We start from the raw sequence: 13,906 nt of genomic DNA, 5'->3' as shown, positions 1-13,906 counted from the left end.
CCGTTCGCATCTGTTTCGCCTCGGCCGCAACGTGCCAGCGTCTTCCGTTCTCAACTCAACAACTCATGCCCGGCGCGGGCGACCACCTCTTTCAGCTTCTCCACATAGAGCTGCCCGAGACGGCTCAGGGACGTCTTCTGGTTCGTGATATAGCCGATGAGCATGTCTTCGTCCGTCTTGAGCCGCACGGGCTTGATCAACCCGCCGTACACGTCCTGGTTCAGCACGCCGGAACTGATCGTGTACCCGTTCAGGCCGATCAGCAGATTGAACAGCGTCGCCCTGTCGCTCACCAATATTTTCTTCCGGTAGCTTCGCGTGCTCAGAATTTCCTCCGCGAAATAGAACGAGTTGTACTCCCCCTGCTCGAACACGAGACACGGATACTCGTCCAGTTCGTCCATCTCCAGCATCTCCCGCTGCGCCAGCGGATGGTGGACGCTGATGAACACATGGGGCTTCGCGGTGAACAGCGGATGGAACTTCAGGTCATGATCCCGCAGCAGCTTGGTGATCACTTTCCGGTTGAACTCGCTCAGGTACAGAATGCCGATCTCGCTGCGCAGATTCCGCACATCTTCGATGATTTCGTGCGTCCGCGTCTCGCGCAGCGTGCATTCGTACTCGGTCTCGCCCAGCGTCTTCATGAGCGCCACGAACGCCTGGACGGCGAAGGCGTAATGCTGGGTGGAGATCGAGCACAGCTTCCGGGACGGCCGCTTGTTCAGGTACCGCTGCTCCATCAGCTCCGCCTGTTCCACCACCTGCCGGGCATAGGCCAGAAACTCGATCCCTTCGCTCGTCAGGGCGATCCCCTTCGGCGAGCGCACGAAAATCTCGATGCCGAACTCTTCTTCGATCTCCTTCACCGCACTCGACAGGCTCGGCTGCGAAATATACAGCTGCTTGGCCGCCTCGCTGATCGAGCCGCAATGCACGATGGCGAGAATGTATTTGAGCTGCTGCAGCGTCATGCGAACGCCCCCTTGGGATCGTCAGAACACGAACGTCTCGTCCGTGATGGGCGCGACTTTCGCCACCGCGTACGTCGACCCCTTCTGCGAGAAGAAGTCGTAGGTCGAGCCTTCGTTCCGGATGCCATTCATGACGATCGGATTCACTTCCTCGTCGGGGAACATCACATCCATCCCGAGGTTCATGAGCGCCTTGTTGGCGTTGTAGCGCACATAAGCTTTCACTTCCGGGCCGAGCCCGGTCTCCGCGTACACGTCGTTGGTATAGGCGATCTCGTTGTGGTACAGGTCGAGCAGAAATTCATAGCCCCACACCGTCAGTTCTTCCTTCACCTTGTCGGGGAACGCCTTGAACAGCTGTTGCGCGAAGTAGCCGACGGCGACCCCGTGGATCGACTCGTCCCGCAGAATGAGCGAAATGACCTCCGCGCTGTTCCGCAGCACCCCCTGCCCGCCCAAATAGAGCGGATAGAAGAAGCCGGAATAGAACAGGAACGACTCCAGCATGACCGAGGCGAACATCGCTTTCCACAAGGTGACGGGGTCTCCGTCCGCAATCGACCGATAGACGCCGCTGATCCGATCGGCCTTGTATTGCAGATACTCGTTCCGCTTCACCCAGTCGAAGATCGCCTCGATCTCGCTGTTCGTGCAGAGCGTGGTGAAGATGTACGAGTACGACTTCGCGTGGATCGCCTCGAACGCGGCGAACACCGTATAGAGCGCCTTCTCCTGCAGATCCGGCGCATGGCGGGCGATCTCGTTCATCCCGATGTTCGTCTGGATCGTATCGAGCAGCGTAAGCCCGCCGAGCACCTGCTTGTACGTCTCCTGATGCTCGAACTGGCTCCACTGCTTCACGTCCTTGCTCACGGCAATCTCCTCGGGGAACCAGATCTGCCGCCATTGTTGATCCCAGAACGTCTGGACGAGGTCCCGGCCCTGCCGGTTCCAGTTCACCGCTTCATACCGATTCAGACCGAGCATGCCACACACTCCTCAATCGTCTGCAGCCGCTGCCGCACGTAGTAAACCGTCTTGATCCCCTTCATCCACGCGTAAATGTACAGCCGGGCGAGCCGCTCCGTCGTCCATTGGTCGGTCACGTACACCGTCATCGAGAGGCCCTGGTCGACATGCTTCTGCGCCGCCGCGTACAGGTCCACCATGCGGAACGGATCGATCTCCCAGGCTTCCTTGTACAGATGCTTGTTCCCGTCATTCAGGAACGGCATCGGATAGATCGTGCGGCTGTCCGCGTAGTCGCGGATTTCCACCCGCTCCGTGATCGGGGCAAGGGACGCGGTGCAGTTCCGGATGTACGAAATGCTGCCCGTCGGCGCCACCGCCAGCCGGTAGGCGTTAAACAGCCCGTGCGCCATCACCTGCTCCTTCAGTTCCTGCCACATCTGTCTCGTGATGACGGGCACGGTCCCCAGCGCGCGCCGCACCGGCTCGGGCAGTTCCCGCTCTTCCTTGTCCACATACGGGTCAAAATAGGAACCGTCCGCGTAGTCGCTCAGCTCAAACCCGTGGAACGTCTCCCCCTTCTCCCGGGCCAGCCGCATGGAAGCGAGCAGCGAGTAGTAGTTCAGCGCCTCCATGAACGCATCCACGAACAGGATCGACTCGTCCGAACCGTATTCCAGCCCTTGCGACACCAGATGGCCGTGCAGATTCATCACGCCGAGCCCGACGGAATGCATGAGCCGGTTCGCCTTGCTGACGGACGGCACGTTCCGGATGTCGGTCATGAGCGACACATTGGTGAGCAGCCGCATGGCCGTATCCACGAGCTTTTCGAAATCCGTCTGCGTCGCCTTGTGGATGTCGAGCGAGCCGAGGTTGCAGGACACGTCCATGCCGTATTCATTTTCCGTGCCGTGGTCGTGGATGACGCTGGTCTGCTGCACCTGCAGAATTTCCGTGCACAGGTTGGACATTTTCACCCGTCCCAGCCCGCGCAGCGGATGCCGGGCGTTGACGTTGTCGTCGAACACCTCGAACGGATAGCCGGACTCGAACTGGGCTTTCTTGATCTCCGTGTACAGCTTCCGCGCATTGACCCGCTTCAGCTTGCGGATGTTCGGGTTGTCCAGCAGCTCGTAGTACATCTCGCTCATGCTGATCTCCGACATCCGCTTGCCATACTCCCGGTAAATGTCGTACGGGCTGAACAGGACGACGTCCTTGTCCCGCTTCATCAGTTCGAAGAAAATGTCCGGCACGATGACGCCGGTGGACAGCGTCGCGAGGCGGATCTTCTCGTCGGCGTTCGGCTTCTTCGCGGAGATGAGGCTCTCGATGTCGGCGTGGAAAATGTTCAGGTACACGACGCCCGAGCCGTTCCGCTGGCCGAGCTGGTTCGAATAGGAGAAGGCGTTCTCGAGCAGCTTCGCGACGGGCATGACGCCGCTGGCACGGTTCAGGATGCCCTTGATCGGGTCGCCGAGCGGCCGGATGTCCGTCAGATTGACGCCCACGCCCCCGCCCAGGCGGGACAACTCCAGGCAGTAGCCGATATTGGCGGCGATGCTGTTCATCGAGTCGTCCATCGACAGCTTGAAACAGCTGACGAGCTCGCCGCGGGCCCGTTTGCCGCTGTTCAGCGCCGTCGGCGTCGCCGGCTGGTAGGCGGTCATCATCGCGTCGACCGCCCGCACCGCCAGCTCGCGATCGCCGCGGGCGAGATAGAGGGCGATGATGACGATGCGGTCCTCGTATTTCTCCAGAATCTCGGCGCCGTCCCGGCTCTTCATCGCATAGCTGTCGTAGAACTTGCTCGCGCTCATGAACGATGGAAAGCGGAAATGATAGCCATACGCCCGCTCGAACAGCTGCTCGATGAACGCCTTGTCGTACTGCTCGAGAAATTCCCGCTCATAGTAGCCCTCGTCGACGAGATAGCGGATCTTCTCGTCCACATCGATGAAGTAACGCATCTTGACGTTCACATGCTCGAGAAAATAGCGCCTCGCCGCCTCCCGGTCCTTCTCGAGATCGAGCCGCCCTGTGCGGTTGTAGTGGTGCAGCACCTCGTTGTTAAGGCGCAAGTACGATTTCATGCTCATGCCGGCTCCCCTCCCCGATCCGTTCCATGTAAAATTGCCGGATCGCTTCGTAATCCTGTCGGAATCCGCGCAGCTCCAGCTTGCGCACGAGCGGGACGTTCCACCGCGCCGCGACCAGATCCCCGGCCCGGCCGAAATTGGCGTGGCCGAAATTGCGGTTGCCGCTCGCGGCCACGCCCCGGCAATGGGCGCCGCTGCGCTCCATGAACCGCTGCACGACCGGCGGCACCTCCCCCAGCCCGTCGGTGTAGGTGATAAGCAGGAACGGCTCCGCGACCGCCGTCTCCTCGCCGATCTCGATGCCCGGCAGCCCGAGCTGCGAGACGATGTAGCGGACATTGCCCGTCCGGCTCGCGTACGCGATCATCGGTCCGCGCCTCCCAGCCGCTCCAGCATCTCCTCGGGGTTCGTCCAGAACGCGCCGCCTTCTTCGAGCGCCGGCACGGTCATGATGCCGGCGCCGATCAGCCGCTCCCGGGCCGCTACGTCGTGGTCGATGTTGACGATCTCCACTTCCTTGCCGGAGCGCTGCGCCTCGGATTTGATCCAGATGCACTTCGGGCAGACGGTTCTCGTGTACAGTCTCATGGCGGGTTCCTCCTTTGGCGATGAAAAAAAGCACCCTCTCCCCGAGGATGCTGCTGACGACAAGTGCATGGCATGGATGCGTGAGCGGAAACCGATTCGCCCAACATCCGCATGCGCCGGCCGTTCCTGTTCTCAATCCCCGGAGAAAGGAAACAACGTCTCGGTCAGGCAGGTCTCCTGGCTTCGCTTCATCCTCCCGTTCCCTTCCCATGCGCGGGCGCGCACAGTGGATGTGAACGTTCGTCGGCGTTACAGTTGCGGGGACAGCGCCGGATTCCCGCCGGCTTCCCTATTAAACCGCCTTCGCGGTACCTGTCCGAAACCTGTTGATGTGGTTGTGGAAGATGAGTCCATCCTAACACAACTTTTAACAAGACACAAGATATTGTGTTTGACCTTCATTATACCTCCAATATATTGATTTTGCGGCGTTCCGGTCATTTCCGGCCGCCCCGGGGCCCCATAGAAAAAAACTATCGGATGCGATAGAAACCGGGTATTACCCGATAGCCCGTCCGGTCTTCCATAATCGGAAGCGAAGCTGAAACGGGGAGTGATGGGAATGCGGACTTCCGTCATCGGATATCCGAGAATCGGCGCGGCGAGGGAGCTGAAATTTGCCGTCGAGAAGTATTTCAGGGGTGAGATCGGCGCCGGAGAGCTTCGCCGGACCGCCGCGGAACTCCGGAGCGCGCATTGGCGCGCGCAGCAGGCTTGCGGGATCAACTTCATCCCGTCGGGGGACTTCTCCTTCTACGACCATGTGCTCGACACGGCCGTCCTGTTCAATCTCGTTCCGGAGCGCTATCGGGCGCTGGGGCTTGATGAGCTCGAGACGTACTTCGCGATGGCGAGGGGCTATCAGGGGCCGCGGGGCGACGTGAAGGCGCTGGCGATGAGGAAATGGTTCAACACCAACTATCATTATCTCGTGCCCGAAATCGAAGATTCCGCGGAAATCCGGATCGCCGGAAGCAAAATCTTCGATGAATACGAGGAAGCAAGGCGGCTCGGCATCGAGACCCGGCCGGCGCTTGTCGGCGCCTTCACCCTGCTCAAGCTGGCGCGGTTTACCGGGCGCAAGCGGGCGGAGCATATCGCCGATGACATTGTCCGCGCTTATCGGGATGTGCTTGCCCGGTTGGGAGAGATGGGCGCGCGGTGGATTCAGTTCGACGAGCCGTCGCTGGTGACGGATTTGACGCCGGAGGACATCCGGCTGCTTGCGGAGCTGTACCGGCCGATCCTGTCCGGGAAACACAGCGTGAAGGTGCTCGTCCAGACATACTTCGGCGATGTCCGCGACTGTTACGATGTGCTGCTGTCGCTGCCCTTCGACGGCATCGGGCTTGACTTCGTGGAAGGCGTGCAAAGCCTGGTGCTCCTGCAGAAACACGGTTTCCCGGAGAACAAGACGCTGTTCGCAGGGGTCGTAAGCGGCCGGAACATCTGGCGAAACCGTTATGCCGACACGCTGCGGACGGTGCGGGAAATCCGCCGTTATGCGCGGGATGTCGTCATCGGCCCGTCCTGTTCGCTGCTGCACGTGCCGTATTCGGTCAAGCATGAGACGCGGTTGCCGCAGGACTATACGCGCCATTTTGCCTTCGCGGAGGAGAAGCTGCGGGAGCTGGCGGAACTGAAGCGGCTCCTGGACAGCCCGAATCCGACGAAGGAAGAGGCGTACAAGCGCAACGAGGCGCTGCTTGCGGGTCCTCGCTGCAAGCCGGACGAAGCGGTCCGGGCGAGAGTCGCCGCCCTGACGGAGCGCGACTTCACCCGTCTGCCCGCTTTGCCGGAACGGGAAGCGATTCAGCGGAACAATCTGAAGCTGCCGCCGCTTCCGACGACCACGATCGGGTCGTTCCCGCAGACGCCGGATGTGCGGGCGATTCGCGCGGCGTACCGGAAGGGAGAAGTGCCGGAGGAGGCGTACAGGCGGTTTATTTTCGACAAGATCGCGGACTGCGTCAGACGCCAGGAGGAGATCGGCCTCGACGTGCTCGTCCACGGCGAGTTCGAGCGAAGCGACATGGTCGAATATTTCGGCGAGTGTCTGGACGGCTTCGTCTTCACGACAAACGGCTGGGTGCAGTCCTACGGCACGCGGTGCGTCAAGCCGCCGATCATCTGGGGCGACGTCCGCCGGTCCCGGCCGATTACCGTCGAGCACGCCGTCTTTGCCGACGGGCTGACGGACCGGCCGGTCAAGGGGATGCTGACCGGGCCCGTGACGATGCTGAACTGGTCGTTCCCGCGGGAGGATCTCCCGCCGAAGGAGATCGCCTTCCAGATCGCACTCGCCATCCGCGACGAAGTGCTGGATCTCGAAGCCCATGGCATCGATATCATCCAGATCGACGAAGCGGCGCTCCGGGAGAAACTGCCGCTCAGGCGGTCCGACTGGCACGCGCAATACCTGAGCTGGGCGATCCCGGCCTTCCGGCTCGTGCACAGCGGTGTGCGGTCCGAGACACAGATTCACACCCATATGTGCTACAGCCGGTTCGAAGACATGATCCGGGAGATCGAAGCGATGGACGCGGATGTCATCTCCTTCGAAGCATCGAGATCCGATCTTGAACTCGTCGAGACGCTGCGGGCGAGCGGTTTTCGTCCGGGGGCAGGACCGGGCGTCTACGATATCCACTCCCCCCGCATACCGGATGTGGAGGAGCTGAAAGCGGCCATCCGGAAGATGGTCCGCGCCATCGGCCCCGCACGCCTGTGGATCAATCCGGACTGCGGGCTGAAGACGCGCGGCGAGGACGAAACGTGGGCCAGCCTGCGCCATATGGTGCAAGCCGCGGCCGAGGTTCGGGCGGAGCTTGAGGGATGATGCGGACATAAAAACTCCGCTTCCGGAATCGGCTCGACTTGTCCGGAGGCGGAGTTGTTTTGTCCCATATTCTTGTCTAGCGCCAAATCTTCCCCAACTCATCCCGGAAGGCCGGTTTCCGCGCGTACTGTTCCATCAGCTTCCGCGTGATCGCCTGCGCCTCCTCCCGACCGCCGGCCTTCGCCAGCATTCGGATGACCCGGCACACATGGGCGTACTCCTTCCGGTTCGCGGCGTATTGTGCCAGGCTTTTAATACGGGACTCGAACAGCGCCTTTACTTCTTCCGGATGATGCGGCATCAACACGCTGTGGAAGGATTCGATGCGGGAAGGCGACTTGCGGACGTGCTTGAGCAACCGTTCGTACAATCCCTCTTCCAGCAGGATTTGCTCGTACGCCTCTTGCGCCCGCCACGAACCCTGCTCTAGCGCGTCCAACAGATCCCGCAGGTACGCCGACCATTCGCCCTCATCGGCAAAAGTGGCCTTCACGGAGTGATAGTACGAAACCTCCCCGCCCGCGATCAGCTCCTTTGCGAGTTCCCGCTGCGACTCGATCTGTCCCGAGCGCACATAAGCTTCATACCGGAGCTTCTTCCAACGGAACACATGTCCTGGCCACCTCTGATCCCGTTCCTCCCCGTCTTCCAAGAGCCGGATCGCTTCCGAGGTCTTGCCCCGATCCAGCGCGGCGCGTATCGCAATTTCGCGCAGATCCGGAAATTGCAAATGCTCATACGCAAATTCGAGAGCCCGCTCTTCGCCGTGCCGTTCCAACAATCGCCGGTACCGCATCATGGCGATCTGCCTTTCCGCGAACTCCCTGAACCATTCGCCATCGGAATTGCGAGCCAACAGCGATTCCGCCGCGTCCTCCCATTCCCGCGTCATTTCGTCCGATTCGATCAGTTCGTTCGCAGCTTCGAGCAGGTCGATTTGCCATTCCGACCAGCCTTCATAGACGGGATTGCGGGTTTCCTCCAGCAGCCGGCGGAACATGCCCGCGCGTTCCTCCGGCGGAATCCGGCGGCGTTCCCGAACGATGCCGCCGATCGATTCCAGACTGCGCTTGATCACCGCCCCGATATCGCCGTCCGAATCATCGGCGGATTGCAGCAGTTCGATCATCTCTTCGATGACGAGAAGCAACATTTCCAGTCCGTACGGCCAGGCTCCGTCTTCGACGGCGGCAAGCGCCTTGTCGATCACCATATGCGCGCCCTCCACCGCGTCGCCCGCATCCCACCGGGACACAAAACCGTTTCGGTCCGAATGGGCGTCAATGTATGAGCGAATGAGCCGGCGGCATTCGTCCGGTTCCCGCTCCCCGTCCCCGGTCGCCAGAAGAAGCCGGATGCGGTCCTCGACGGAATCGAAATCCTCGGCCAACATCAGCAGCAAGTTGACAAGCTGTCCCTAGTCCGCTTGCTCCAACAGATCCTTCAACGATTCGCGAGGGGGTTCACGTTTGTACGCGTGATCCGCGAGCATGGCGAACACGGCGGCCTGATGTTTGCAGACCGGCGCGAGATCATAAGGACAGTCGCATGCGGAATCCAGGATGTTCCCATCATCGTCCAACTCGACGTATACCTCGTAATCTGCACTGCCACGGACAACCGCGTCGTATCTTCCGTGGTCGCCAGGCTTCAGGGATATGACTCGCCCGTCGGCAACGTATTCCATCCCTCTGCGCACGATATCGGGATCGACAAACCTGGCCAAATCGGAAATATTCATGGTGGCCCCCACCCAATCTCAAGATTCGATGACAACCTTCAGATCCAGCGAGTCCAGCCATTCCTTCACGCGCATGCGATTACGCTCATCCACGAACCGGTAGTACCGTTCTTGCACGTTCTTGTCGGCATACAGCGCATCCTTGAATCTGCGGAATATCCTTCTGCCGCCGCTCAAAATGTCCAACAGTTCGTCCCGCAGTTCCCCTTCTTCCAGCGTTTCCGCAAAATCTTCCATGTCCCGAAATCCCGTTCGCGAATCCTTCGTCGGGATCGGTTCGAAGAGATCCGGATTCTCTTCGATCTGCTCGACCAATTCCCGGATTTCTTCTTCATCAAATTCATACTCGTTAACAGCGACCACTTCACCGGTCTCGAGGTTCAGAAACGATTCCCATCCCTCAAAATTCATGTCATACGCGTCCACGATCTCCTGAAACTGCTGCTTGGTCAAATACAATGTTCTCATGGTTCCTCCTGTTTCAGCGCTCCTCTCAATCAATTGATCACGCATATCCCGATAGTACTCTTCCCATGTGATACCATATGGAAACCCGCCTTCCGTATATCCTGCGATAAAGTAGAAAATTTCATCTTGCTCCGCCGGATAAAAGAGTCCCGATTCAGAGCCAAATTTCTTTTTCTTATTGTGTTTGCTCTTGCCCATCACCGTCACCAAAACAAGTATAGCACGGAACGCAATCCATGCAGGAACCATCGCGCGGATCCTCGAAAAATACTGTCTTGTAAGCTTCAGGAGGCGGATGAAATGAAAACCACTCTCTACATGGTCCGGCACGCGGAGTCTCCTTACGTGCACGGACAGGAGCGGACGCGCGGGCTGTCGGCGGAAGGATGGAAAGCGGCGGCGCGGGTGGCGGAAATTTTTGCGGAGATCGAGATGCACGTCATGGTCTCCAGCCCGTACGCGAGAGCCCGGCAGACCATACAGCGGATCGCGAAGGACAAGGGTCTTGAGATCGCGGAGTACGAGGAGCTTGCCGAACGTCTGATCGCCGGCCCGGACCGCCATGAGCCGTGGGATGTCGTGAAGGAGGCGATCCGCCGGTCGTTCGACGACAAGGACTTCGCCCTGGAGGGAGGCGAGTCGACGCGGAAGGCGCAGCGGCGGGCGATTCCGGTCATCCTGAAACTGCTTGCGGAACACCGGGGACGGACCATCGTGGTCGGGACGCATGGCAACATCATGACGATCATCCTGAATTTCTTCGATAACCGCTACGGGTACGCGTTCTGGGAGGCTTCGACCCAGCCGGACGTCTACAGGCTGACCTTCGAAGGCGAGCGTCTTGAGTCGGTCGAGCGAATCTGGACCCCTGCGCAGGCATGACACATTTTGCGTGGAGGGAAGGGGATGAAAGCGCCTTGAACCTGGGAATGTCCATCGCGGTGAACGGGCTTGTCCTGTCGGTCTCGCTCACGGCCGTCATCGTGGGAACGCTGGCTGTCGAGCCGAGGCTGCTGCTGCGGTCGTACCCCGCCGACATCAGGCGCGCGGCCGGCGCGCAGACCGCTCCGGAACGGAGGACGACCCGGATCTTCGGCCTGATCTTCCTATTGCTCCTCATCGGCGTTCCGGCGGTTTCCACCGGACTGCTCGAGCGGTCGCGGGGCGGGGACATGGATTTCTTGACGGCCTTCCTCAACGGGATCGGCATCCTGTCCTGCTTCAACGCGGTCGACTTGTTCCTCATCGACTGGCTGTTGTTCTGCACCGTCACGCCCCGATTTCTCGTCATCGAAGGTACGGAAGGCATGGCCGGGTACAAAAATTACCGCTTCCATTTCAGGGGTTATATCGTGGGCACGATGCTGGCGGCGATCGCGAGTCTCTTGATCGCATCCGTTTTCGTGCTTTTGTAGACCCGCCCCGCATCCGGAGGGATGTCGCAGCATACGTGACCGACGCGTCGCCCGGCTCGAGAGTTGAAGGTGTATGACGCGTCTCCGGAATATCCTTTTATCATCGCGAGGATCGGAAAGGGGGCCGCATCCTCTTCGGTCGAACTGGTCGCGGAAGAGGACGTCATCATCATCGGCCTGTCGGACATCGAGCTTGAACGGAATAAGGAAGCCGTCTGCTCCGATCCGGAAACCTTGAGCGGGATGGTCTGGCATCTGGCCGCTCATCCGGATTACCGGAGGCGGGGAGTTGCGAGCGCCTCGTGGCTTATTGCTCATCGGTTCGCAGAAAAAGCGACATCATGTGATTAAAATTTGACATTCATCATATAGTACATTTCACGAGAATCCGTTATGATAAGCGTATCGGCAGGAATACGGTCCGGGCGCACTATGAACATGACGGGGGGCAACCGGTTCATGATCTTGAAAGACGGCTACTTGTTTACCATCTTTCTCAGCTCGGTCGTCTATTTCGTCCTGTTCTTGTACTGTCTCTTCATCCGCAAGTCCGCCGGCATCGTCTATCTCACGATCCTGATGGCGATGCTCTCCCTGCAAGGCGTGCTCAGCATCAAAGAACTGCTTGCGGAAGGCCTGGACGCGAAACTGTTCTGGCGCAATCTGCAGCAAATCCCGCTCTTCAGCTCCGCTGTCCTGACGCTCGGCATCATCATGTTCTATATGCGCGCAAGCGGCAAAGTCCGCAACAGGAGCCTGCTTGTCCTGAGCGCGGTCGCCGTCGTCTTCTGGATTCTGCTGTTCACCGATTCGCACCATCACCTGATCCGCCGGGAGGTATGGGTCGAGCCCTACGGCAATTTCGATCGGATCGGCGCTTCGCGGATGCCGCTCGGCTGGCTGTTCTTCCTGTTCTTCCACACGCTCGCCTTCTGGGGATTGGCGCTGCTGGCCAACCATTACCGCAAGGTTGTCGGCGGCCGGAAACGGCAGCTCATCCTGCTCATCTTCGCCGGCCTCTGCCCCTATCTGCTTCCGGAACTGGCGAAACTCGCCGGCGGGCATGTCAACGTGTCGACTTCGCTGCTGCCGGCGGCCGTCATCTTTTTCTACGTCCTGCACATCCACGAATTTCTGCAGGTGCGTCCGCTCGCCCAGGAGAAAGTGCTGGAGCACATGTCCGAAGGATCCTGATCGCGGACGAGAAGGGCCGGATCATCGACGCGAATCCCGCCGCCCGCATGATCGGCAATCTGGCGCCGAAGGACAAGCTGTCCGGCGCATCGCTGGCGGATCTGTTCGCCAGCCACCCGGATTTGCGGGCGTTATGCGAAGCCGGCGAGCAGAGCCGCATCGAAACGGAGATCGCCGGGAAGCTGTTCGAAGTCCGGTTCATCCCGATCCGGGTGCGCGAAGAGCGGACCGGCTCGCTGTTCATCTTCGCGGACATTACCGAGCGCAAGCTCGCCGAGCGGGAGCTGATCCGGCGGGCGACGACGGACGGCCTGACCGGCCTCGGCAACCGGCTGCATTTCTTCGAGAAGCTGCACGAGGCCCGCGAAACCTGCCGGTCTTCCGGCATGCCGATCAGCCTCATGGTGATCGACCTCGATCATTTCAAAAGCATCAACGACCGGTACGGCCATACGGCGGGCGACCGTCTGCTGCGCCATTTCGCCGACATGCTGCGGGAGGCGGCCGGATCTGCGGGCACGGCCGGAAGGATCGGCGGCGAAGAATTCGCCGTGTTCCTCCCCGGCATGGACGGCCATACCGCCTTCAGGCTGGCCGAAGCGATCCGGCAGCGCGTCAGCCGGGAGCCGATGCGCCTCGCCGAATCCGGAGACGGCATCGCCTACTCCGTCAGCATCGGCGTCGCGGAGCTTCAAGGCTCCGGCATGACCGTGGAATCGCTGTACGCCGCGGCCGACGACTGCCTCTACGCGTCGAAGCAGAACGGCAGAAACCGCACGACGCTGGCGGTGCCGAAGGCTTGACGAAACAACAACGGACCGATCGGAGCGGCGGCTGCCGCGTTCCGGACGGTCCGTTGTTTCTTGTTCATGCCATTGCGATCATTTTCTCAAGCTGGCGCACCGTCGGCGTCAGATTGGCCAGGAAATACGCCTCCCGCAGCCGTCTGGAAGCATCGCTGCCCGCCTTGTAGCCGGGGCTGCCGACGTGCAGCATCGCGGTCTGCGCGGCGCGGAGCGCGGCGTAGACGGCGTCCAGCCGGAGCCTGACGACGTCCGGCCAACGGTTGCTTCCGGCATCGCCGGCATCGGCCGGACCGTCGACCAGCCGGTCAAGCCGCTCCTGCAGCGAGGCCAGATCCTGCTCCAGATCGGCGAACTGCACGCGCTGATACGCGTTGCACCCGCCTTGCTTGCCGCACATCCCCCGGACGGCTTCCGCGCTGGCTTCGATCAGCCCGAGCGCGAGCGGAACCTGATACAGGACGAAGGTCGTACGAATCCGGCGCACCCATTCGTCCGCGTCCTCGGTGAGCAGCCATTCCGGACGGACGGCGACGCCGTCGAACCGGCAGGAATAGGTCGCGCTGCCGTTCAGGCCGATGAACCCGATCTGCTCCGTCCGCTTGAGCCCCGGCGCGGCGCACGGCACGAACGCCGCGATCCGCCTGTCTCCCGCGTCCGCCACGATGCCGAACCAATGGTCGTCCCCGAGGTTGGAGACGAGCGGCAGCGTGCCATGGACGACGTAGCCGCCGCCCGACCGTTCCGCGCGCAAATACAATTTGTCCAGACCGGCGTAAAACTTCATCGGATTCGACAGTCCGGTGCCGCCGA

The 13,906-nt window shown here is 60.7% G+C and carries 15 protein-coding genes and 1 riboswitch; of the genes, 6 read left to right on the top strand and 9 right to left on the bottom strand.

Annotated features, from left to right (window positions below):
• Positions 1-50 precede the first annotated feature (50 nt).
• The 5 genes from KJQ12_RS17350 to KJQ12_RS17330 are packed head-to-tail and all read right to left on the bottom strand — an operon-like array spanning position 51 to position 4,633.
• Complete coding sequence (locus KJQ12_RS17350; protein ID WP_213486433.1) at positions 51-974, bottom strand: LysR family transcriptional regulator; 924 nt, start codon at positions 972-974, stop codon at positions 51-53.
• A gap of 21 nt (positions 975-995) precedes the next feature.
• Positions 996-1,961 carry a class 1b ribonucleoside-diphosphate reductase subunit beta gene (nrdF, locus tag KJQ12_RS17345; RefSeq protein WP_213486432.1) on the bottom strand — a complete coding sequence of 322 codons (966 nt, stop codon included), beginning with the start codon at positions 1,959-1,961 and terminating at the stop codon, positions 996-998.
• On the bottom strand, positions 1,949-4,039 hold the full coding sequence (gene nrdE / locus KJQ12_RS17340) for a class 1b ribonucleoside-diphosphate reductase subunit alpha (protein WP_213486480.1): 2,091 nt from the start codon (positions 4,037-4,039) through the stop codon (positions 1,949-1,951). The genes nrdF and nrdE overlap by 13 nt, the downstream gene beginning before the upstream one ends.
• Positions 4,017-4,412 carry a class Ib ribonucleoside-diphosphate reductase assembly flavoprotein NrdI gene (nrdI, locus tag KJQ12_RS17335; protein WP_213486431.1) on the bottom strand — a complete coding sequence of 132 codons (396 nt, stop codon included), beginning with the start codon at positions 4,410-4,412 and terminating at the stop codon, positions 4,017-4,019. Before nrdI ends, nrdE begins: the two co-directional genes overlap by 23 nt.
• A complete protein-coding gene (locus KJQ12_RS17330; protein ID WP_213486430.1) occupies positions 4,409-4,633 on the bottom strand; it encodes a glutaredoxin family protein in 225 nt (74 codons plus the stop codon). The genes nrdI and KJQ12_RS17330 overlap by 4 nt, the downstream gene beginning before the upstream one ends.
• A gap of 150 nt (positions 4,634-4,783) precedes the next feature.
• A riboswitch (cobalamin riboswitch) is annotated at positions 4,784-4,964 on the bottom strand.
• A gap of 231 nt (positions 4,965-5,195) precedes the next feature.
• Here KJQ12_RS17330 and metE point away from each other — a divergent pair.
• Positions 5,196-7,472: a 5-methyltetrahydropteroyltriglutamate--homocysteine S-methyltransferase gene (metE, locus tag KJQ12_RS17325; RefSeq protein ID WP_213486429.1), complete on the top strand. Its 2,277-nt coding sequence runs from the start codon at positions 5,196-5,198 to the stop codon at positions 7,470-7,472.
• A 76-nt stretch (positions 7,473-7,548) separates the two neighbouring features.
• Here metE and KJQ12_RS17320 read toward each other — a convergent pair whose 3' ends face one another.
• The 3 genes from KJQ12_RS17320 to KJQ12_RS17315 are packed head-to-tail and all read right to left on the bottom strand — an operon-like array spanning position 7,549 to position 10,011.
• Complete coding sequence (locus KJQ12_RS17320; protein WP_244860672.1) at positions 7,549-8,874, bottom strand: hypothetical protein; 1,326 nt, start codon at positions 8,872-8,874, stop codon at positions 7,549-7,551.
• Positions 8,875-8,889: 15 nt separating this feature from the next.
• Positions 8,890-9,213, bottom strand: coding sequence for an SWIM zinc finger family protein (locus KJQ12_RS19715; protein WP_244860671.1), 324 nt, complete (start codon positions 9,211-9,213; stop codon positions 8,890-8,892).
• An 18-nt stretch (positions 9,214-9,231) separates the two neighbouring features.
• A complete protein-coding gene (locus KJQ12_RS17315; RefSeq protein ID WP_244860670.1) occupies positions 9,232-10,011 on the bottom strand; it encodes a UPF0158 family protein in 780 nt (259 codons plus the stop codon).
• Between KJQ12_RS17315 and KJQ12_RS17310 the strand changes: the two genes are divergently transcribed.
• From KJQ12_RS17310 to KJQ12_RS17295, 5 genes are all read left to right on the top strand, one after another.
• Positions 9,982-10,563, top strand: a complete 582-nt coding sequence (locus KJQ12_RS17310) for a histidine phosphatase family protein (protein ID WP_213486427.1) — start codon at positions 9,982-9,984, stop codon at positions 10,561-10,563. The two genes, KJQ12_RS17315 and KJQ12_RS17310, sit on opposite strands and share 30 nt — an antisense overlap.
• 35 nt (positions 10,564-10,598) lie before the next feature.
• Entirely contained in the window at positions 10,599-11,096 is a 498-nt protein-coding gene (locus KJQ12_RS17305; protein ID WP_213486425.1) for a nitroreductase, read from the top strand.
• Between the two features lie 63 nt (positions 11,097-11,159).
• Positions 11,160-11,447: a GNAT family N-acetyltransferase gene (locus KJQ12_RS17300; protein WP_213486424.1), complete on the top strand. Its 288-nt coding sequence runs from the start codon at positions 11,160-11,162 to the stop codon at positions 11,445-11,447.
• 108 nt (positions 11,448-11,555) lie between these two features.
• Positions 11,556-12,290, top strand: a complete 735-nt coding sequence (locus KJQ12_RS19710; protein ID WP_244860669.1) for a histidine kinase N-terminal 7TM domain-containing protein — start codon at positions 11,556-11,558, stop codon at positions 12,288-12,290.
• 47 nt (positions 12,291-12,337) lie between these two features.
• Positions 12,338-13,093 carry a GGDEF domain-containing protein gene (locus tag KJQ12_RS17295; RefSeq protein ID WP_244860668.1) on the top strand — a complete coding sequence of 252 codons (756 nt, stop codon included), beginning with the start codon at positions 12,338-12,340 and terminating at the stop codon, positions 13,091-13,093.
• 64 nt (positions 13,094-13,157) lie between these two features.
• On the opposite strand, the gene KJQ12_RS17290 is transcribed toward KJQ12_RS17295, so the two are convergent.
• Positions 13,158-13,906, bottom strand: a 749-nt coding sequence (locus KJQ12_RS17290) for an acyl-CoA dehydrogenase family protein (protein WP_213486422.1), incomplete at its 5' end; no start/stop codon positions are given.

Source organism: Thermobacillus xylanilyticus, assembly GCF_907165215.1.
In the GTDB taxonomy this organism is placed as follows: domain Bacteria; phylum Bacillota; class Bacilli; order Paenibacillales; family Paenibacillaceae; genus Thermobacillus; species Thermobacillus xylanilyticus.
The sequence above is the reverse complement of the archived record's forward strand: the minus strand, read 5'-3'. Positions and strand labels throughout refer to the sequence as shown.